This window comes from Amycolatopsis sp. FBCC-B4732 (assembly GCF_023008405.1).
Classification (GTDB): Bacteria; Actinomycetota; Actinomycetes; order Mycobacteriales; family Pseudonocardiaceae; genus Amycolatopsis; species Amycolatopsis pretoriensis_A.
On the sequence record NZ_CP095376.1, the window covers coordinates 6,993,803 to 7,014,443 of the forward strand.

Annotated in this window: 17 protein-coding genes; 5 read left to right on the top strand and 12 right to left on the bottom strand. The window is 72.1% G+C overall.

The annotated features are described in order from the left end of the window. Positions 1–63: 63 nt before the first annotated feature. Genes MUY14_RS30760 through MUY14_RS30780 form a run of 5 tightly spaced genes read right to left on the bottom strand, consistent with a single transcriptional unit; the run spans position 64 to position 5,430 of the window. The gene (locus tag MUY14_RS30760) at positions 64–861 is read right to left on the bottom strand and encodes an ABC transporter permease (RefSeq protein WP_247014406.1); all 798 of its coding nucleotides are present in this window, start codon (positions 859–861) and stop codon (positions 64–66) included. A gap of 9 nt (positions 862–870) precedes the next feature. After that, positions 871–1,710: an ABC transporter permease gene (locus MUY14_RS30765; protein WP_247014407.1), complete on the bottom strand. Its 840-nt coding sequence runs from the start codon at positions 1,708–1,710 to the stop codon at positions 871–873. Between the two features lie 7 nt (positions 1,711–1,717). Beyond that, complete coding sequence (locus MUY14_RS30770) at positions 1,718–2,920, bottom strand: ABC transporter substrate-binding protein (protein ID WP_247014408.1); 1,203 nt, start codon at positions 2,918–2,920, stop codon at positions 1,718–1,720. A gap of 18 nt (positions 2,921–2,938) precedes the next feature. Continuing rightward, the gene (locus tag MUY14_RS30775; protein WP_247014409.1) at positions 2,939–4,000 is read right to left on the bottom strand and encodes an ABC transporter ATP-binding protein; all 1,062 of its coding nucleotides are present in this window, start codon (positions 3,998–4,000) and stop codon (positions 2,939–2,941) included. Positions 4,001–4,008: 8 nt separating this feature from the next. Then, positions 4,009–5,430 (bottom strand): gamma-aminobutyraldehyde dehydrogenase, encoded by a 1,422-nt coding sequence (locus MUY14_RS30780; protein WP_247014410.1) that lies wholly within the window; start codon positions 5,428–5,430, stop codon positions 4,009–4,011. A gap of 111 nt (positions 5,431–5,541) precedes the next feature. Between MUY14_RS30780 and MUY14_RS30785 the strand changes: the two genes are divergently transcribed. Beyond that, entirely contained in the window at positions 5,542–6,276 is a 735-nt protein-coding gene (locus tag MUY14_RS30785; protein ID WP_247014411.1) for a FadR/GntR family transcriptional regulator, read from the top strand. Between the two features lie 34 nt (positions 6,277–6,310). Next, a complete protein-coding gene (locus tag MUY14_RS30790) occupies positions 6,311–7,024 on the top strand; it encodes a cache domain-containing protein (protein ID WP_247014412.1) in 714 nt (237 codons plus the stop codon). Between the two features lie 11 nt (positions 7,025–7,035). Here MUY14_RS30790 and MUY14_RS30795 read toward each other — a convergent pair whose 3' ends face one another. Beyond that, complete coding sequence (locus MUY14_RS30795; protein WP_247014413.1) at positions 7,036–8,481, bottom strand: PucR family transcriptional regulator; 1,446 nt, start codon at positions 8,479–8,481, stop codon at positions 7,036–7,038. 106 nt (positions 8,482–8,587) lie between these two features. On the opposite strand from MUY14_RS30795, the gene gabT reads away from it, so the two are divergent. After that, a complete protein-coding gene (gabT, locus tag MUY14_RS30800) occupies positions 8,588–9,943 on the top strand; it encodes a 4-aminobutyrate--2-oxoglutarate transaminase (protein WP_247014414.1) in 1,356 nt (451 codons plus the stop codon). Continuing rightward, the gene (locus tag MUY14_RS30805; RefSeq protein ID WP_247014415.1) at positions 9,940–11,367 is read left to right on the top strand and encodes an aldehyde dehydrogenase family protein; all 1,428 of its coding nucleotides are present in this window, start codon (positions 9,940–9,942) and stop codon (positions 11,365–11,367) included. Before gabT ends, MUY14_RS30805 begins: the two co-directional genes overlap by 4 nt. 1 nt (position 11,368) lies before the next feature. Here MUY14_RS30805 and MUY14_RS30810 read toward each other — a convergent pair whose 3' ends face one another. The 3 genes from MUY14_RS30810 to MUY14_RS30820 all read right to left on the bottom strand — a co-directional run bounded on the left by MUY14_RS30810 (position 11,369) and on the right by MUY14_RS30820 (position 14,611). Then, entirely contained in the window at positions 11,369–12,076 is a 708-nt protein-coding gene (locus MUY14_RS30810; protein ID WP_247014416.1) for an MBL fold metallo-hydrolase, read from the bottom strand. A 364-nt stretch (positions 12,077–12,440) separates the two neighbouring features. After that, positions 12,441–13,214 (bottom strand): helical backbone metal receptor, encoded by a 774-nt coding sequence (locus MUY14_RS30815; protein ID WP_247014417.1) that lies wholly within the window; start codon positions 13,212–13,214, stop codon positions 12,441–12,443. Continuing rightward, positions 13,211–14,611 carry an RNB domain-containing ribonuclease gene (locus MUY14_RS30820; protein ID WP_247014418.1) on the bottom strand — a complete coding sequence of 467 codons (1,401 nt, stop codon included), beginning with the start codon at positions 14,609–14,611 and terminating at the stop codon, positions 13,211–13,213. The genes MUY14_RS30815 and MUY14_RS30820 overlap by 4 nt, the downstream gene beginning before the upstream one ends. Positions 14,612–14,740: 129 nt before the next feature. On the opposite strand from MUY14_RS30820, the gene MUY14_RS30825 reads away from it, so the two are divergent. Beyond that, positions 14,741–15,685: an AAA family ATPase gene (locus MUY14_RS30825; RefSeq protein WP_247014419.1), complete on the top strand. Its 945-nt coding sequence runs from the start codon at positions 14,741–14,743 to the stop codon at positions 15,683–15,685. On the opposite strand, the gene MUY14_RS30830 is transcribed toward MUY14_RS30825, so the two are convergent. The 3 genes from MUY14_RS30830 to MUY14_RS30840 form a co-directional block, all read right to left on the bottom strand. Beyond that, the gene (locus MUY14_RS30830; RefSeq protein ID WP_247014420.1) at positions 15,682–15,870 is read right to left on the bottom strand and encodes a hypothetical protein; all 189 of its coding nucleotides are present in this window, start codon (positions 15,868–15,870) and stop codon (positions 15,682–15,684) included. The genes MUY14_RS30825 and MUY14_RS30830 overlap by 4 nt on opposite strands. Positions 15,871–19,034: 3,164 nt before the next feature. Further along, positions 19,035–20,036: a C40 family peptidase gene (locus MUY14_RS30835; protein WP_247014421.1), complete on the bottom strand. Its 1,002-nt coding sequence runs from the start codon at positions 20,034–20,036 to the stop codon at positions 19,035–19,037. 2 nt (positions 20,037–20,038) lie between these two features. Next, positions 20,039–20,638 (bottom strand): hypothetical protein, encoded by a 600-nt coding sequence (locus MUY14_RS30840; protein ID WP_247014422.1) that lies wholly within the window; start codon positions 20,636–20,638, stop codon positions 20,039–20,041. Positions 20,639–20,641 lie beyond the last annotated feature (3 nt).

Genomic DNA, 20,641 nt, shown 5'->3' on the forward strand with positions numbered 1-20,641 from the left:
CTGTCTGCACGACAGGCCGCCGCAGGTCGCCTCGACCCGGGACAACGTCCCTGGACATCACCACTAGAGCCGCCCGCCCGACGCCGTGTCGCCCGACAAGCGCTGGGCCAGGTACACCGGGACCGTCGAGGCCACGATCAGCACCGCCGCCACGACGTTCACGATCGGCGCCTGGTTCGGCCGGAACAGGTTGTTGTAGATCCAGATCGGCAGCGTCTCCATGCCCGTGCCCAGCGTGAACGTCGTCACGATGATCTCGTCGAACGACAGCGCGAACGCCAGCAGCCCGCCGGCCAGCAACGCCGAGCGCAGCATCGGGAACGTCACCAGGCGGAACGTCGTGAAGCCCGTCGCGCCGAGGTCCATCGACGCTTCCTCCAGGTTGCCGCCCATCCGGCGCAGGCGGGCGACCACGTTGTTGAACACCACCACGATGCAGAACGTCGCGTGCGCGATGATCGCCGTCAGCAGGCCGAGGTCGATGCCCAGGATCGTGCGGAACGCGTTGTTCAGCGCGATGCCCGTCACGATCCCGGGCAGCGCGATCGGCAGGATGATCAGCAGCGACACCGGGTTGCGGCCGAAGAACCGGTAGCGCTGCAGGGCGAACGCGGCCATCGTGCCGAGTACCAGCGCGATCGCCGTCGCCGCCAGGCCGGCCTCCACGCTCGTCCACAGCGCGTGCCGGGCGCCGTCGTTCGAAGCCGCGCGGCTCCACCACTCCAGCGTGAAGCGGGTCGGCGGGAAGCCGAACGTCGTGTCCGCGTTGAAGGAGTTGAGCAGCACCACCACCAGCGGGAAGTAGATCACCGCCAGGCCGAGGCCCAGCGCCGTCCACAGCAGTGCCCGAGACGTCCGCACCGAGGGCTCCTAGAGGTTGTCGAGCGCGCCGGTGCGGCGCACCGCGGCCAGGTACACGAGCATGATCACGACCGGCACGGTCGCCACCGTCGCCGCGAACGGGAGGTTGTTGGCGGCGCCGATGTTGTCGTAGACGACGTTGCCGAGCATCTGCGACGTGCCGCCGACGATCTTCACCGCGATGTAGTCGCCCAGCGACAGCGAGAACGTGAAGATCGAACCGGCCACGATCGCCGGGAACGTCAGCGGGAGGATCACCGAGCGGAACGTCCGGAACGAACGGGCGCCCAGGTCACCGGAGGCGTCCACCAGCGAATCCGGCAGCCGGTCGAGGCCCGCGTAGATCGGCAGGATCATGTACGGCAGCCACAGGTAGGACAGCGTGATGATCGTGGCCGTGACGCCGTACCCGGGCGAAAGCCAGCTCAGCGCGCCGTTTCCGGACAGCATCGAGCGCCACGCGTACGCCTTGACGAGGTAGCTCGCCCACAGCGGCGTCATCACCGCGATCACCAGGATCCGTTGCGCCCGCGGCGAAGCGAGCTTGGCCATGGCGAACGCCATCGGGAACGCGATCACGGCGTCGATCACCGTGACCAGCGCCGCGATCCCGACCGTGCGGAAGGTGATCGTGCGGTACACCGCGTCGCTGAACAGCGTCTTGAAGTTGTCCAGCGACCACTCGATCGCGACCTGGCCGGTGAACGCGTCGGTGTGCCAGAACGCGGTGACGAACAGCGCGGCGAGCGCGCCCAGGTAGGCCAGGCCGAGCCAGAGCAGCGGCGCCGAGAGCAGGAAACCCAGGCGAAGCTTGGGTTTCCGGTAGAAGAAGGCCGAGAGCGCGGTCATGTCACCGTCAGCCCTTGATCTCGGTCCAGGCCTTTGTCCACTCGCCGTAGTCCTTGCACTTGACGTCCGTGCGGCCGTCGAGGCACTGCTGGATCGGCGTGGTCCAGTACGCGATCTTCGACGCGTAGCCGGCGTCGTTGGCGTGGTAGGTGTCGCAGAGGGTCTTGTCGGTCATCTCCGCGCACGCCTTGGGGTTCGCCGGCGCCTCGCCGAAGTACTCGGCGACCTGGGCGTTGACCTTCGGGCTGACGATGTAGTCGAGCCACTTGTACGCGCACGTCTTGTGCGCCGACTTCGCCGCGACCATCCAGGTGTCCGACCACCCGGTCGCGCCCTCGCTCGGCACGGCCGACTCCAGCGGCGCGCCCTCGCCCTTGGTCAGGTTGACCGTGACCTGCCAGGCGGTGCCGACGACGGCGTCGGCGTTCTTCAGCGCCTGCGACTCCTTGAGGTAGTCCGACCAGTACTCGCTCACGAGCGGACGCTGCTGCTTGAGCAGGTTCACCGCGGCGGTGAACTGCTTGTCGTCCAGGGCGTACGGGTTCTTGATGCCGAGGTCCGGCTGGTGCGCCATCAGGTACAGGGCGGCGTCGGCGATGTAGATCGGCGAGTCGTACGCGATCACCTTGCCCTTGTAGGGCGAGTTCGCGTCGAACATGACCGACCACGACGTCGGCGCCGGCGTCACCTTGTCGGTGCGCCACGTCAGCAGGTTGGCGCCCCAGCCGTGCGGGATGCCGTAGGACACGCCGCCGACGCTGTTCCACGACTTGTCCTTGAGGAACGGCTGGACGTCGGCGTAGTTCGGCACCAGCGCGGTGTTCACCGGCTCGGCGTCCCCGGAAGCGACCAGGCGCAGCGACGCGTCACCGGACGCCGAGATCACGTCGTACTGCCCGGTCTTCATCAGCGTCACGGCTTCGTCGGACGTGCCGAACGGCTTGACGTTGACCTTGCAGCCGGTCTGCTGCTCGAACGGCGTCACCCAGTTGACCTTCGGGTCGTTCGAACCGTTCTCCGCGTACCCCGGCCAGGCGAGCACGTTCAGCGCGCCTTCCGGCTGCCCGAGCGCCTTCAGCGCTTCCAGCTTCGGCGGGGTGAACCCCTGCGCGCCGGGCGGCGCGGCCGAGTTCGAGCCCGACGTGCCACATGCAGCCAACAGCAGGCTGGCGCCGAAGAGCCCGGCGAGCCGCGTCTTCCTGTTCTTCATGGCAACCCTTTCGAGGTACTACTGGACTTGAAAGCTGTGTTCGTTCCGCCAGCTGAGGCGGACGCGGCCGTCCGCGAAGGCGCCTTCGGTGTTCTGCTGGACGACCGAAAGCTGTCCGCCGGCGTCGAGCGCGACCGCGTACCGCACGGTCGCGCCGGCGTACACGACGTCGGTGACCGTGCCGGTCGCGCTGGTGTCCCCCACCGCGGCGGGCTCGGACAGCTCGCCGTCGATGCGGATCTTCTCCGGCCGGATGCTGAACAGCCCCGGCCGGCCGATGACGGTTTCGGCCCCGCGGCCGCCGAGCAGGTTCGACGTCCCGACGAAGCCGGCCACGAACGCGCTCGCCGGGCGCTCGTAGACCTCTTCGGGCGGGCCGACCTGCTCGATCCGGCCGTCGTTGAACACCGCGATGCGGTCGCTCATGGTGAGGGCTTCGTCCTGGTCGTGGGTGACGAAGACGAACGTGATGCCGACGTCGCGCTGGATCTGCTTGAGCTCGAGCTGCATCGCCTGGCGCAGCTTGAGATCCAGCGCGCCGAGCGGTTCGTCGAGCAGCAGCACCTTGGGCCGGTTGACCAGCGCGCGGGCGAGCGCGACGCGCTGGCGCTGCCCGCCGGACAGCTGCGCGGGCTTGCGCGAGCCGTAGTCCGCCAGCCGCACGGTCTTCAGCGCTTCGAGCGCGCGCTCCCGGCGTTGCTGCTTCGGGACGTGCTTGACCTTCAGGCCGTACTCGACGTTCTGCAGCACGGACATGTGCGGGAAGAGCGCGTAGTCCTGGAACACCGTGTTGACGTCGCGCTCGAACGGCGCCAGCCGGCTGACGTCCCGGCCTTCGAGCTCGATGGTGCCTTCAGTGGGCAGCTCGAACCCGGCGATCATGCGCAGCACCGTCGTCTTGCCGGAGCCGGACGGGCCGAGCATCGAGAAGAATTCGCCGGGCGGGATGTCGAGGTCGACGCCGTCGACCGCGTGGACGTCGCCGAAGTGCTTGCGCAGCCCGGAAAGCCGGATGGCCGGGCCCGTGCTTCCGGGCGGCGCGGGCTCGTCCCGCGTCTCGGACGGTGCTTGGTTGGGCATCGCGAGCCTCACAGTGCGCTCATCACGTGCTTGACGCGGGTGTAGTCCTCGAGGCCGTAGAGCGAGAGGTCCTTGCCGTAGCCGGACTTCTTGAACCCGCCGTGCGGCATCTCGGCGACCAGGGGGATGTGCGTGTTGATCCAGACGCAGCCGAAGTCGAGCTTCGCCGACAGGCGCATGGCGCGCTGGTGGTCGCGGGTCCAGACCGAGGACGCGAGCCCGTACTGCACGGCGTTCGCGGCCTTCAGCGCCTCGGCTTCGCCGGAGAACCGCTGGACGGTGATGACCGGGCCGAAGATCTCTTGCTGGCTCAGCTCGTCGTCCTGCCCGAGCCCGGAAACGACGGTGGCCTCGTAGAAGTAGCCTTCGTCGCCGACCCGATGGCCGCCGCAGTGGACGGTGGCGTGGCCGGGCAGCCGGTCGATGAACCCGGCCACCTTCGCGAGCTGGTCGGCGTTGTTGAGCGGGCCGAAGGCGACGTCTTCGTCGTCGGGCTTGCCGGTCTTCGCGGCCTGCGCCTGGCGGGTGAGGGCGGCGACGAAGGTGTCGTGGACGTCGTCGGCGACCAGCACGCGGGTGGCGGCGGTGCAGTCCTGGCCCGCGTTGAAGTAGCCCGCGGCGGCGATGGCTTCGGCGGCGGCTTCGAGGTCGGCGTCGCCGAACACGATGACCGGCGCCTTGCCGCCCAGCTCCAGGTGCACGCGCTTGACGTCGTTCGCAGCGCTGCGAGCCACCTCGATGCCGGCGCGGACCGAGCCGGTGATCGACACCATCGCGGGGATGTCGTGCTCGACCAGCGCGCGGCCGGTGTCGCGGTCGCCGCAGATCACGTTGAAGACGCCCGGCGGCAGGAACTCGCCGGCGATCTCGGCAAGCAGCAGCGTCGACGCCGGGGTGGTGTCGGACGGCTTGAGCACGACGGTGTTGCCGGCGGCGAGCGCGGGCGCGATCTTCCAGATGGCCATCAGCAGCGGGTAGTTCCACGGCGTGACCTGCGCGCACACGCCGACGGGCTCGCGGCGGACGAAGGACGTGTGGCCTTCCAGGTATTCGCCGGCCGAGCGGCCTTCGAGCACGCGCGCGGCCCCGGCGAAGAAGCGGACCTGGTCGAGGACCATCGGGATCTCTTCGGCCGTGGTGAGCGCGATCGGCTTGCCGGTGTTCGCGGACTCGACGCGGACGATCTCGTCCGCGCGGGCTTCGAGCGCGTCGGCGATCTTGAGCAGCGCGAGCTGGCGCTGGGCGGGCGTCGTCTCGCGCCAGGTCTCGAACGCGGTCGCGGCGACCCGCAGCGCGTGGTCGACGTCCTCGGGCCCGGCGATCGGGGCGGTGCAGTACGGCCGCCCGGTGACCGGGTCGACGATCTCCGCGGTCCGGCCCGATTCGGACTCGACGTACGCGCCACCGATGTAGTGCTTCAGCTCCTGCACGGTTGTCTCCTCGGTGCTGGCGGGGCTAAAACATATAAGTCCATATGTAATAGGACAAGAGGATCAGGCAAGATTGGTGCGAACGGGTAGTCGCCGACGCGAAGGGGCACGATGCGCCAGGGCATGTCGCACAGCGCGCGGTCCGCCATGTTCGCGCCGCTCGGCCAGGTCGGGCGGGCGGAAGCGGTGGCGGCGCGGCTGGTCGACGCCATCACGCTCGGCTTCCTCGCCGACGAAGAGCAGCTGCCCAGCGAGGCCGACCTGGCCGCGCAGTTCGGCGTCTCGACCGTGACGGTCCGGGAAGCGCTCGTGGCGTTGCGGCAGCAGGGGCTGGTCGAGACGCGCCGGGGCCGCAGCGGCGGCAGCTTCGTCCGCGCGCCGGCCGACCCGCCGTCGGACGCCTGGCGCGCGCGGCTGCGCGAAGTGTCACTGTCCGACCTCCGGGACGTCGGCGACCACTACCTCGCGATCGCCGGCGCCGCCGCGAAGCTGGCCGCCGAACGCAGCTCCCCGGAGGACATCGCCCGGCTGCGGCTGGCGACCGACGACCTCCGCACGGCGCACGGCATCGACTTCACGCGGGCCGAGCGCCAGTTCCACCTTGAGGTCGCCGCGGCCGCGCAGTCCCCGCGGCTCACGCACGAAGAAGTCCACCTGCAAAGCGAATTGGGCGGCCTGCTGTGGCTGCCGTTCGAACCCGGGGCACACTCCTGCGCGGAGCACGCGGCGATCACCACCGCGATCGACGCGGCCGACGGCGAATTGGCCCGCAAACTCACCGAGGAGCACCTCCTCGGCGCACTCGACCGGCTCGCGGACGTGCACCTCGGCCTGCTCGCCCCCTAAACTCCGCATTACTCCGCGCATCGAGGTGAGCACCGTGAACGACACCCGCACGCTGGCCGGCGACGAGGTCGTCGAGCAGGTCTCGGCGTTGGTGGAAGGGGTCTTCGAACGCCTGAAGCCCTTGCACGCGGCGGCCGAGTCGGTGCTGGCGGAAGCCCCGTCGGCGGCGGCCCTGCACCGGATCCGCCCCCAGGTCACCGAAGCCCTGGGCGGCCTGATCATCGGCGCCGGGTTCGTCAGCGCGCCCCGCGTGCTCACCGATTCCGAGTTCGGCTTCGAGTGGTGGACGGCCGGTTCGCCGCCGTCGCAGCTGTTCATCAGCCTGGACCCGGCCGCGGAGAACTTCCTGGACTACACGCGCCAGTCGTGGTTCACGGTCCCGCGCGACACCGGGCGGCGGCACATCAACGGCCCGTACGTGGATTACCTGTGCACCGACGAGTACACGCTGACGTTCACGATCCCGGTGATGCTTTCCGGGTCGTTCGCGGGCGTGGTGGGCGCGGACGTCTACGTGCGCGAGTTCGAGCGGGCGGTGCGGCCACGGCTACGCGCGCTCGGCCGCGGCGCGGCGCTGCTGAACGCGCAGGGGCGGGTGATCGTCTCCAACAGCGTGCGGCAGCCGACGGGCTCGCTGGTGCGGGAGGCCGGCGTCCCGGCCTGGTGGTCCGCGGGCGCGGAACCCGGCCCGACGCTGCGCCGCTGCGGCGACTCCCCCATCGTGCTCGTGAGTGAGAACCAGGGTTAGCACCCTGTTTCTCACTCACGAGCCTGGAGCGCGACCCAGAGTTCCGCGCGGACGCCGGGTGAGTCCAGGTCCCGGCCGAGCAGCTCCTCGGCCTTCTTGATCCGGTTCCGCAGCGTGTGCCGGTGGACGCCGAGGCGCGCGGCGGCGACGTCCCAGTGGCCGTGGTGCTCGAGCCAGCAGCGCACCGAATCCACCAGGTCGCCGCGGCCGGTCTCGTCGTGCTCCCGCAACGGCGTGAGCAGCCCACGCGCAAACGCTTGCGCCACCGCGGGTTCGATCAGCGAGAGCAGGCCGCGGCCCGTGTGCTCGGCCGCCGACACCAGGAACTTGCCCTCCGCCTCGGCCACCCCGGCCGCCAGCTCCGCCTGTTCCAGACCGGCCGCGAAACCCGCCGGGGACACCGGCCCGGCCAGCCCGCCGTGCAGGCCGCCGATCCGCAGCGCCGCGTCCGTCACGACGTCGGGCGCGCCGAACGCGACCACCGACGGACCCCGGCGCGCCGCGAACACCGGCTCGCTCTCCAGCGCGCCGAGCAGCTTGCGCCGCGCGGCGGGCGCGCCCGTGAACGCCAGCACCGACCACGGCGCGGATGGCGGCTCGGCCCCGGACGCGGTCAGCACCCGCAGCGCCAGCTCGTCCTGGCCGCCGACGAGCAGCTCCAGCACCCCGGTGCGCAACGCCTGGCGCGCCGCGGCCTGCGCGCGATCCTGTTCCAGCGCCAGGGAAAGCACCGAAACCGCCGTGTTGACGATGTGGTGCCCCGCCGTGTCGAGCGACGCCCCGACGGCGAGCACCCGGCGTGCGCTCGTGTCGAGCGTCTGCAGCACGACTTCCTGCCCGTCGAGGACGACAACCCGTGTGCCGGTGCGAAGGCGCTCCAGCTCTTCTCGCAGCGAAGCGCCGTACGCCCGCGCGTTCGCCGGAGCGGCCTCGACGACCGTGGTGCGCTCGAAGAGCAGCACCCAGCCGTCGACGAGCTTCGCCAGCTTGCGCAGCACCCCGGCCGGGCCGCCCTTGCCGACCGCCGTGCGGGTCAGTTCCTGCTGGGCACGGCCGATCCGGACGGTCGCCGCGTACTCGTCGGCCGCCACCGCTCGCGAAACCGCGCGCGTGATCGCGATGAACGGCGTCTCGCGGGGCACCTCCAGCACCGGCAGCCCCACCTCGGCCGCCGTCGCCACGAGCGACCGCGGGACGGCGTCGTGGCTCAGCCCGACGCCGAAGCCGAGCCCGGCGACCCCCGCGGCCACCAGCCGCCGCACGTAGGCGGGCGACGTCTCCTCGTCCAGGGCCAGCCCGGTGGTCAGTAGCAGTTCGCCGCCTTCGAGGAACGCCTGCGGATCCGTCAGCTCCGTCGGGTGGACCCACCCGATCGGGCGATCCAGGAGATCATCGCCGGTCAGCGCCCGCAGTCCCAGCGGGCGCTCGGCGGCCAGTCCGGCCAGCGTGAGTGCCACAACGGACAAGTGTACGCGCCGAATTGGCCAGAACGGCCAGCTGACGGCGGTCGCCGCGGCACTCATCCTGAGGACGTCCCCCCGTCCGCGTCCGCAGGAGCACGCCGTGACCGCAAGCACCACCGCCGAGCCGCAGGCCCCGGCGCCCCGGCAGCGCAGGCTGCGCACCGAGATCCCCGGCCCCGTCTCGCGCGAGCTGCAGGAGCGCCGAGCGAACGCCGTCGCCGCCGGGGTCAGCTCGGTGCTGCCCGTCTACGTCACTTCCGCCAGCGGCGGGCTGCTCACCGACGCCGACGGCAACGTCCTGATCGACTTCGGCTCCGGCATCGCGGTGACCAACGTCGGGCACTCCGCGCCGGCCGTCGTCGACCGCGTCCGCAAGCAGGCGTGCTGGTTCACCCACACCTGTTTCATGGTCACGCCGTACGAAGGGTATGTCGAGGTCTGCGAGGCACTGGCCGAGCTGACGCCGGGCGACCACGCGAAGAAGTCCGTGCTGTTCAACTCCGGCGCCGAAGCCGTCGAGAACGCCGTGAAGATCGCGCGCACGGCGACCGGGCGCCAGGCCGTCGTCGTGTTCGACCACGCCTACCACGGCCGCACCAACCTGACGATGGGCATGACCGCGAAATCGGTGCCCTACAAGCACGGCTTCGGCCCGTTCGCGCCCGAGGTCTACCGCGTGCCGGGCTCCTACCCCTACCGCGACGGCCTGTCCGGCCCCGAAGCGGCCGCGCTGGCCATCGACCGGATCGAGAAGCAGATCGGCGGCGACCAGGTCGCCGCGGTGGTCCTCGAGCCGATCCAGGGCGAGGGCGGGTTCATCGAGCCCGCGCGCGGCTTCCTGCCCGCGATTTCCGCGTGGTGCCGCGAAAACGGCGTCGTGTTCGTCGCCGACGAGGTCCAGACCGGCTTCTGCCGCACCGGTTCCTGGTTCGCCTCCACCGACGAGGACGTCGTGCCGGACCTGATCGCGACGGCGAAGGGCATCGCGGGCGGCCTGCCGCTGTCCGCCGTCACCGGCCGCGCGGAACTCCTGGATGTGGTGGCGGCTGGCGGTTTGGGGGGCACCTACGGCGGCAACCCCATCGCCTGCGCCGCCGCGCTCGGCTCGATCGAGACGATGAAGAACGAGGACTTGGCTTCGTCGGCGAAGCGCATCGAAGGCGTTGTGCTGCCTCGGCTGCGTGCGCTGGCCACCGAGACCGGTGTCATCGGCGACGTCCGCGGGCGCGGCGCGATGCTGGCCGCGGAGTTCGTGCGCCCGGGGACCACCGAACCCGACGCCGACCTGACCAAGCGCGTCGCGGCGGCCTGCCACCGGGCCGGCGTGGTGGTGCTGACCTGCGGCACCTACGGCAACGTCGTCCGGCTGCTGCCGCCGTTGTCCCTGTCCAACGACCTGCTCGACGAGGGCCTCTCGGTCCTCGAGCACGCTGTCCGCACGGAGGCTCTCGCATGACTTTCCCGTTCTGGGTCGCCGGAAAGCCGGTGACCGGCGGCTCGACCGCCGACGTCCGGCACTCCTACGACGGTTCCTCCGCGGGCTCGCACTTCGTGCCTTCCGCCTCGGACGTCGAGGCCGCGGTGCAGGCCGCGCACGACGTCGCCGACGAATTCGCGACGCTGCCCGCGCACGTCCGCGCCGGCGCGCTGGACCACGTGTCCCGCGCGCTGGGCGAGCGGTCCGAAGAGATCGCCGCGTTGATCACGGCGGAATCCGGCAAGCCGCTGAAGTGGGCACGCGGCGAGGTCGGCCGCGCGGTCTCGACGTTCCGCTGGGCCGCGGAGGAAGCGCGCCGGTTCTCGGGCGAGCTGCAGCGCCTCGACACCGACCCGGGCGGCACCGGCCGGATCGCCCTGGTGCGGCGGGTGTCCCGCGGCCCGGTGCTCGGCATCACGCCGTTCAACTTCCCGCTCAACCTGGTGGCGCACAAGGTGGCGCCGGCGATCGCGGTCGGTGCGCCGATCGTGCTCAAGCCCGCGCCCGCCACGCCGCTGACCGCGTTGCTGCTGGGCGAGATCCTGGCGGAGACGGACCTGCCGGTGGGGTCGTGGTCGATCCTGCCGGTGGACAACGAGACGTCGTCGCGGCTGGTCGAGGACCCGCGGCTGCCGGTGGTGTCGTTCACCGGCTCGGTCCCGGTCGGCTGGGCCATCCGCGACCGCGTCCCGCGCAAGCACGTGGCGCTGGAACTCGGCGGCAACGGCGCGGTCCTCGTCTGTCCGGATTGGACGGACCTCGACTTCGCGGCGCAGCGGATCGCCACGTTCGCGATGTACCAGGCCGGCCAGTCCTGCATCTCGGTGCAGCGCGTCTACGCGCACGACTCGGTGTTCGACGCGCTGGCCGCGAAGGTGCTCGAGCAGGTCGAGGCGCTGCGGACCGGCGACCCGCGCGCCGACGGCGTCGACGTCGGCCCGCTGATCACCACCGACGCGGCTTCGCGCGTCGAATCGTGGGTGTCGGCCGCGGTGGAGGCGGGCGGCCGCCTGCTCACCGGCGGCGGGCGGTCGGGCGCGACGGTCGAGCCGACCGTCCTGGCGGACGTCCCGGAGGACGCGTCGGTGATGGCCGAGGAGGTGTTCGGGCCGGTGGTTTCGCTGGTCCGGGTGGCTTCGGTCGCCGACGGCGTGTCCCGGATCAACGCCTCGCGCTTCGGCTTGCAGGCGGGCGTGTTCACGCGCGACCTCCCGACGGCGTTCGAGGTGTCGGCGGCGCTGAAGGTCGGCGGCGTGCTCGTCGGCGACGTCCCGAGCTTCCGCGCGGACCAGATGCCCTACGGCGGCGTGAAGGACTCCGGCGTCGGCCGCGAGGGCCCGGCGTCGGCGATGGCGGACTTCACCGAGGAGCGGGTGACCGTCCTGACCGGACTGACGCTCTGAGCTACCGGCGCTTCCCCCACCGCTCGTCCTCCGGTTCCTCGCCCCGCCCGAGCGCTTCGAGGTAGGCGCGGTCGGTGGCGAAGCGGGCCGCGATCTCCGGTCCCGTGGCGACGGCCCCGTGACCGGGGATCAGGACGTCGACGTGCTCGGCGGCCTTTTCGAGCACGTCGAGCGCGGCCTCGTAGGCGGCCTGCTGACCGGAGCGGCGGGGGTCGAGGAGCGGGATCAGGACGTCGGAGAGCATGTCCCCGGCGAGCAGCACGCCGCGGTCCGCGAGCAGGAGCGCGGCGTGCCCGACGGCGTGCGCGTCGTGCTCGACGACCTCACCCGGGACGGGGTTGCCGTCGGCCGGCAGCGGGGTGAGGAGCGCGATGACGTCGAGCGGGACACCGGTCGCGGTCTCGGCGGCCATGGCCTGCGCCCGTTCCCGCACTTCCCCGGCCATCCGGGCGCAGGCGGCGGTGGCGTAGCGGGGGACGTCGCCGAAGCGGGGGTGCCAGAGCAGGTGGTCCCAGTGGGGGTGCGTGCAGAACCCGGCGACCACGGGCGCGCCGAGCCGGTCGAGGTCGTCGGCGAGCTCGTCCAGCTCGGCGCCCTCGATGCCGGGGTCGACCACGAGCAGGCCGTCGTCGGCGCGGATCACGGTGGTGTTGCTCCAGACCCAGGTGCTCTGCCGCACCCAGACACCCTCGGCCACTTCGTTCAGCATCGGCCCACGGTGCCAGGCCGGCGCGCGCGGCGCAATGGCACCGGAGTGCACGGTGTGGACGGCCCGCCGAGCCCGTAGGCCGCGGCCCGCCACACGAAATCGCCTGCTTCCTCGCGCGCCGGTTGCGGATCCGGCTCAGCCCGGCACGGCCCCGCGCTGCCGGCGCCAGCGGGTGCCGCGAACGCGGAGCTGACCCGGGTGGACGGCCAGGCGATCGGGCGCTCGAGTTCGCCGGGCCGCAGCCGACCTGGAAGTTCGGGCCCGAGTCCGCGGGGAGCCGATCGCCGGCCTGGTTCGACGACGACTTCGACCTGTTCCCCGCCGCCCGGGCGTTTCTCGCGTGTCTCGAAGCCTGGCTGCGGGCTTAGCCTTGACCCAGCGCAGCCGTCAACGCGGCGTGCGCCTCCACCAGCGAAGGTCCGTACCAAGTCAAGTGCCGCCCCGAGACCAGCACGTACCGCGCGTCCGGGAAGTGGTCCGGACCGTCCTCCTCCGTGAACAAGTACGGCTCGTCCGGCAGCACCAGCAGATCGGCGTCCGCCCTCAAGTGCGCCCGCAGCTCCTCCACGTCCGGCCGCGGGTAGCGCTCGCCGGAACCCGCATACACGTTCGCCACCCCCACCCGGCGCAGGACGTCGCCGCCGAAGGTGTCGCGGCCCAGGACGATCCACGGTTTGCGCCAGACCGGGACCACCGCGTGGAACCGCACCGGCGCGGTCTCGCGCCAGACCTCCTCCGCCGCGACCAGCCACTCCGGTTCGTCCAGCTCGCACGCCTGGGTGAGGATCCGGCGCAGCGAGCCCAGCGCGGCGGGCACGGACGCCGCCGCGGCCATCACCCAGACCGGGATCCCGTTGGCGCGCAGGCGTTCCACGTCCTCCGGGCGGTTCTCCTCCGAGTTCGCCAGCACGAGGTCGGGCGCCAGGTCCAGGACCCGGTCGAGCTTCGGGTACTTCGACCCGCCCACCCTCGGCACGTCCAAAGTGGACGGGTGCGTGCAGTAGTCGGTGGCGCCCGCCAGGCGTCCGGGCGCGCTCACTTCGAGCGCTTCGGTCAGCGACGGCACGAGCGAAACCACGCGTGCGGCCGGACCGGACAGCGGGACCGGCTCCCCGAGGTCGTCGACGAGGTGGGTCATGCGCGTTCGAACGACACCTTCCGCTGCTCGACGTCCACCGCGGTCAGCCGGACGCCGATCCGCTCCCCCGCGGTCAGCTTCTCGCCCGCGCACTTCGCCATCACCGTCGGGTCTTCGACGAGGATCTCCGCCTTGTTCTCGTCCGCGCGCAGCACCACCGCGCTGAACTCGCCGCCGACGTGCTCGGCCAGCACCCACGCCTCGACCTGGTCGATGCACGCCCGCTCGACCTTCGCGGCGAGCGTGTCCGACGCGCTCATCCGCTCCGGCACGTCCGCCAGCGCCGCGCGCACCCACGCCGGGACCTCGCGCCCCGCCGAAACGGCGAGGCAGATCTCCGTCGCGAAGCGGTCCACCAGCCGCCGGATCGGGGCCGTCACGTGCGCGTACGCGCCGCCGATGCCCGCGTGCGTCGTCAGCGCCGGCAGTTCGCCGTCGAACGCCGTGTAGCCGGCGCCGCGCAGCAGCCGCGTCGTGTCGGCGTAGAGCGCCATCGAGGCCGGCTGCCCGGGATCCAATCGGGACAGGAACTCCGAGACGGTCGCTTCCGGCGCCCAGGCGATGCCCAGCGCGTCGGCCGAGCGGCGCAGCCAGTCGACGGCCTCGGGTTCCGGGTCGGGCAGCGTGCGCAGGACGCCGACCCGCGCGTCGATCATGATCCGCGCCGCGGCCATCCCGGTGAGCAGCGAGATCTCGGCGTTCCAGGCGTCGACGACCGTCCGCGGCCGGCGCGCGAGCACCCAGCCGCCGTCCGGGTTGCCGCTGATCTCCTGCTCCGGCAGCTGCAGCTCGACCGCGCCGCGGCGCACGGCCAGCTCGCGCCGCCGCCGGCCGAGCTCGGGCAGCGCCGCCACGGACGGGTGCGGGTGACCGGCGTCGAGCGCGGCCTGCACCGTCTCGTAGTCGAACTGCTCGGTGGACCGGACCAGCGCGCGGCGCACCCGGGTGGACGTCAGCTCGCCGGCGTCGTCGGTCTCGATGGTCCAGAGCACCGCGGGCCGGACCTCGCCGGGCAACAGGCTCGCGGCGCCTTCGGACAGCACCGGCGGGTGCAGCGGGACGTTGCCGTCGGGCAGGTAGAGCGTCTGCCCGCGCAGGCGCGCTTCGCGGTCGAGCGCGCCGCCGGGCGGGACGAACGCGGCGAGGTCGGCGATCGCGTAGTGCACGCGGAAGCCGCGCGTGGTCTTTTCGACGACCATCGCCTGGTCCAGGTCCTTGGAACCGGGCGGATCGATGGTGACGAACGGCAGGTCGGTCGCGTCTTCGCGAGGCTCGGCCAGCGGGTCGAGGACCGCCGCCTCCGCTTCGGCCAGCACGTCGGGCCCGAACGACTCCGGCAGCGAAAACTCGGCGCGCAGGGGCCCGAAGTCCCCGCCCGCCGAGTGTGTCCTGATCACCAGGGGAGGCACCCCCCAACCCTAACCCCGGAAGGGGCCGATGATCGCCCGATCGGGCGCGGGCCGGTCGGGTGTACGTTGTCCGGCAATAATGAAAACCGTCATCGTTATCAGAAGGGTGCCCGACAAGTGAAGATCGCGTTCGTCGGCAAGGGCGGCAGCGGCAAGACCACGCTCTCGTCACTGTTCGTCGCGTACCTCGCCGACGCCGGCCTGCCGGTGCTGGCGATCGACGCCGACATCAACCAGCACCTGGCGGTCGCGCTCGGCGCGACCGAGGAAGAAGCACTGGCCTGGCCGACGCTCGGGGACAACATGGCCCTGATCAAGGACTACCTGCGCGGCGACAACCCGCGCATCCCCGACGCGGCGTCGATGATCAAGACGACCCCGCCGGGCCGCGGCTCCCGCCTGGTCCGGCCGTTCGAGGACAACCCGGTGTTCGCGACGTGCTTCCGGCAGCTGGGCGGCGTCCGGCTGGGCGTCACGGGCCAGTTCGACGAGGACGACCTGGGCGTCAAGTGCTACCACTCGAAGGTGGGAGCCGCGGAGCTGCTGCTGAACCACCTCGTCGACGTCGACGGCGAGTACGTCGTGATGGACATGACGGCGGGCGCGGACGCGTTCGCATCAGGGTTGTTCACGCGGTTCGACGTGACGTTCCTGGTGTGCGAGCCGACGATCCGCAGCGTGGGCGTGTACCGCCAGTACGCGGACTACGCGCGCGACTTCGGCGTCCGGCTCGTGGTGGTGGGCAACAAGGTCACGGACGCGGAGGACGTCGAGTTCCTGCAGGACCAGGTCGGCGACGCCCTGCTGGGCTGGCTGTCGGCGTCCGGCCACGTCCGCGCGGCGGAGCGCGGCGCGACCCGCCCGATCACGGAGCTGGAGCCCCGGAACCTCTCGACGCTGCGTTCGATGCAGGCGACGGTGGACGCGGAGCACCGCGACTGGGCCCGCTACCAGCGTCAAGCGGTCGAGTTCCACCTGCGCAACGCCCGTGCCTGGGCAGGCGCCGACCTGGCCGCGCAGGTGGACCCGGAGTTCGTCCTGGGACCGCGGCTGCCGGTCTAGTCGTCGTCGTCGGCGGCGTCGGCCTGCCGGGTCCGTTCCTTGGCGATGTCGAGCGCCCGCCGGGCGGTGGCCTCGTCGGGGTAGGGCCCGAGCAGGTCGACGCCGCGGCTGCGCTCGAGGTGCTCGACCTGGTTGGTGCGGGTGTTGTAGTACCACCCCTGGTCGGGGTTCGGGTCTTTGGACATGTCCCCAGCCTGGCAGGTGCTCGGTCGGCTGTCAGCGCTTGTACTTGTAGGGAATCTCGGTGGGTTGCCCGGTGGGGCCGAAGTCCTGGGGTTCTTCCTGCTGGTTTTCCTGCTGTCCGGGCAGCTCGTCGAACCACCCGCGCGGAGTCCCCCGTGGTGGGGTTTCCGACTCGGAGCGGGTGGTGGGTTGCGGGAGCGGGGCGTCCTTGCCGGGGAAGACGGGCCGCGCGGCGGCCGGTGGGGCCGGGGGCATGGTCCCGGGGCCCGGGAAGACGGGGCGGGCGGGCGCGGCGTGGCGGGCGGGGAACGGCTGGGGGGTGGACTCCGGGCCCGGGAAGACGGGCTTGGAGCGGGAGGGCTGGGGCGGGTTGGTGGCCGGTGCTTGCGCGGGTGGCGGGCCCTGGGGGGTTGGCGGCGTTTGGGCAGGGGGCGGCGCTTGCCCGGGCTGCGGCCCTTGCTGGGCAGCCGGGGCTTGAACCGGAGGCGGTGCCTGCATGGGCGGGGGCCCCTGCGGCGTGGCAGGCGCAGGCGGGGGGCCCTGCGACGTGACAGGCACGGGTGGCTGCGCGGGCGATAGCCCTTGCGGCGCGGCAGGCGCGGGCGACCGCCCTTCCGGCGTGACAGGTGCTCGAGCCGGAGTCGGTGCTTGCCCGGACAGCGGTCCCTGCTGGGCACCCTGGGCTTGAGCCGGAGCCGGTGCCTGCCCGGACGGCGGTCCCTGTGCGGGCGGCAGGCCCGGTGAGCCAGCCGGCGCAGAGGTCGGAGCTTGCGCTGACGGCGCCCCTTGCGGCACGGCCGGCGCTTGCCCGGGAGCCGATGCCGACGAGGGCGGCGGTCCTTCCGGAGCGGCTGGCGCTTGCCCGGAAGTCGATGCCGATGAAGGCAGCGGCCCTTCCGCGGCGCCCGCCGCTTGAGCTGGAGTCGGTACCTGCGCACTCGGCGGCCTTTGCGGCACGACCGGCGCTGATGTCTGCGCTGCAGGCGGGCCTTGTGGGGCAGCCGGCGTCGGAGCGGAGACCGGTGGTTGCACAGGCGGCGGCCCTTGCGTGGAGGCCGGCGCGGGGGCCGGCGCCTGCGCGGGGGGCGGCCCTGGGGGCGTGGCCGGTGCTTGTGCCGAGGTCGGCGCTTGTGGGTCGGCCGAAGTGCTCCCCGGGAGCGGAGTCGCCTGCGTCGAGGCCGGATTGCTCTCGGGCGGCGGCTCCGAGGAAACCGGGGTGGGGTCGGCCAATCCTTGTGCGTGCGCGGCGCCGAGTCCCTGCGGCGGCGCCGGGGGGTGGTCCGAAATCGATCCATGCGCCTGCACCGGGCTGGCCGCAGGCTCCTGCGGCTGACCGGAAGTCGGTCCCTGTGCCTGTGCAGAACCGGCAACCGATCCCTGGGGGTGCGCCGGGGTCGCAGGGCCAGGCGCCGGGTTGCCGGAAAACGGCGGGTCGGCGCTCCCCCACGGCGGCCTGGGCAGGTGCGAGCCGATCACCGTCGGCGGAGCAGCAGGCTCGCCGGCTTGTGACTCCGCACCGGCAACCGGCCGCTCACCATCCGAGGGCAGTTCGTCGGCCTGCTCCGGAGCCGAATCCTCGGACGAGTCCACACCGGCACCCGGCGTGGCGACCTGGTCATCAACCAACGAGGCCGTAGACGGCGCACCGGACGTTTCCTGCTGCACGTCGGCAGAAGGCGGCTGCGAGACTCCAGACGCCTCAGCCGCGACGGGCGGCTCGGGCGAAGTCGACTGCTCCACCTCGGCGGCCTGCTGTTGCTGGGCGGTCGCGGGCCGCTCCGGTAGTGCCTGCGACGAGCCCGCAACCGGCTCAGGCTCAGTGAACGGCTGAGGCACAACGGGCTGCTCCACCTCAACCGACGGTGGCGGTGCGGCCGGTGGCTGCGGCACAGCGAGCGACGGATGCGGCGCAGACCGCTCCGCCTCGGCGGACGGTTGCGCCACGGGAGACTGAGGCTCCGTCACCGCAGGCTGCTCAACCTCAGCGAACGGTTTTGCCGCGGGAGACGGAGGCTCCGGCACCATGCGCTGCTCCGCCTCAGCCGACGGTTGCGGTGCGGCTGGCGGCTGCGGCGCCGCGGGCTGCTCTGCTTCAGCGGACGGTTGCAGCACAACTGGCGACTGCGGCTCGGCAAGCGGCGGCCGTGGCGCAGCGGGCTGCTCCGCCTCAACCGACGGTCGCGGTGCGGCCGGCGGCTCCGGCACCGCAGGCTGCTCCACCTCAGCCGGCGGTTGCGGCACAGCGGGTGGTTGCGGCCCAGCAGGCGCCGACTGCCGCGGTGCGGCAGGAACCTGCGGCTGCCCCTGAGCCACGCCAGCCCGCATCGTGGGCGGCCCGGCCTGGAAATCGGGCGGAACCGGGTGGACCGGCATCTCCCCCGCCGCCGAAGGCGCGACACCAGGCGAAGGCGGAGCCGCATGCCGAGGCGAAGACGAAGACTGCGGCCCCTCCTCCTCCGGACGCCCCCAAGGCACCTGCTGCTCAGGCGTCCCCGGCGGCTGCGCCACCGTCCGCCAAACCGGCGCCGGCCCGATGTTCATCGGAGCCGGTGCCCCTGGCGCCGGACGCGCCCCGGGAGGCGGCGGAGCCGGACGCGCAACGGGCTTCGGAATCGGGTCCAACGACGACACCAGCACCGTGGTGTTCAGCGGGTCGTCGACCTTCCGGCCACTCCGCTCCCGGTAGACCATCTCCCCGTCGGCGTCCATCTCCACCAGGTAGCCCGCCTCCGCGAGCTGCTCCTCGTCGAGGTCCGCCAGCTTCTCGTACCGCGAAGGCACCACGCGGTAGATCGGCCACGCCAGCCGCGCGTGCTCGGCGTGGAACTGGGCCAGCAACGCCGCCATCTGGTGCTGCCACGGGAGGGACATCCCCTCCGCCAATGACCTGGGCAGGACGACGTACCCCGCATCCACGCCCGGGTAGCCCTGGCTCAGCTGGTCGGCCAGCGGCGTGCTCGACGCCGGCCGCGCCGATTGGCGAGGGGGCTGGGGCGCGCCGAACAGCGACGCCGGGTCCTGGGGCTCGCCGCCGCCGGACTTGCCTCGCTTGCCGAATTTCCGTCCCACGTGCTCATCCTCTGCCAGCTCGCGGCCACCTGCTCGTGGAAGCGCCGCGACGTCGGGTGAATCGGCCGGTTCGTGTCAAGGCCCTCTGCGATCCATGCTAAACGCCGGGGCGGACCGCCTGCGGAACCACTTCCGCCTCGTCGAACTCGAACGGCCTCGTGTGCACGGGCACGCCGGTCTGCTGGGCCTCGACGACCTTGCCGTCGCCCAGGTACATCATCACGTGGTGGATGCTGTTCGGGTCCGACGGGTCGGTGGCCAGGAAGATCAGGTCGCCCGGCTGCGCCTCGCGGACCGGCAGCAACGCGCCGGCGTGGTACTGGTCGCGGGACACGCGCGGCAGGATGATCCCCGCCGACTCGTACGCGCGGAGCATCAAGCCCGAACAGTCGTACGAGTTCGGGCCCGTCGCGCCCCACACGTACGGCTTCCCCTGCTCGCCCAGCGCGAAACTGATCGCCTTCGCCGCGGCCTGACTCGGCGGCAGCAGCTGGCCGAGGCCCGTCCCGCAGGCGACGACGTCGACGACCTGGCCGACGTTCTCCACCAGCGTCGCCGCCATCGGCTCCCACTTGTGGTAGCGGTCCGGGAAGCCCGAGCGCTCGACGGCCTGCGCCGCGTCGCCGGGGCGCTTGTTCTCCCAGTCCGGGACCGCGAGCAGGACGTCGTAGAACTTGTTGACCTCGTACGTCGGGTCGGTGACCTGCGCGACCGTCCCCCAGCCCATCGACGGGCGCATCTGGAAAATGCCGAGGGAGTCCCGGTCGCCGTAGGTGAGGTTGTGCAGCCCGGATTCGGTCATCCCGGCCTGGATCGCGACCTGCCACGCGCGCGGCGCCAGCGAGCGCTGCTTTCCGACCGAGATGATCACCGCGACGATGCCGCGCTGCTCGTCGTCGAGCTTGGACGCGTCGACCGTGCCGCGCTCGCCCTGGCCGGGCTGGGTCGGCCCGACCGAGGCGTCGCAGCTCATCAGCGACATGCCCCCCGCCTGGGCCTGCTGGTTGTCGATGACGACCTTCGCGGCGACCGCGGTCACGACCAGTGCGCCGATCGCGACGAACACGATCAGCCCCAGCCACAACCCCAGGCGCCGCACGCTCAGCTCGCCTGGTCGTAGTCGGCGACGCGCCAGCCGGCGTTGGTGCTGATGACCGTCATGGCGAGCTTCGGCCCGTCGGTCGGGATGGTCAGCTGCACCGAGTTCGGGTAGGACGTGCCGACGACCGGCTCACCGGTGACCTTCGTCGCCGGGATGTTCGCCGGCTCCACCGTGCCCATCACCGGCAGGTACTCCTCGGTGGTGAACGGCTTCAGCTGCGCGAGCCACTGCTCGGACGTCATGCCCGCCGGGTGGTTCACCCAGGCCGCGGCCCACTCCTTGGCGACGCGGATGGCGTCGGCGTTCGGCGGGGCCGGGGTCGGCGTGGCCAGCGGCGTGGACAGCCGCGTCGGCAGGTTCGACGTCGGCACCGGCGCGGCGACGCCCGGCGCGGTCTTGGTGACCGACGTCGTCGTCCCGGTGGCGGGCGAGGCCTTGGCCTGCGGCTTGCCGACGACCTTGGGCAGCACGATGCCGAGCGCGGTGATCAGGATCGCGAGGAACACGAGCGCGCCGATGAGGTGGCGCGGCGAGCGCAGCGGCCAGCCCCACAGGCGCCGGTAGACCGCGGCGCGGCCGCGGTTGGTGCGGATCGGCATCGG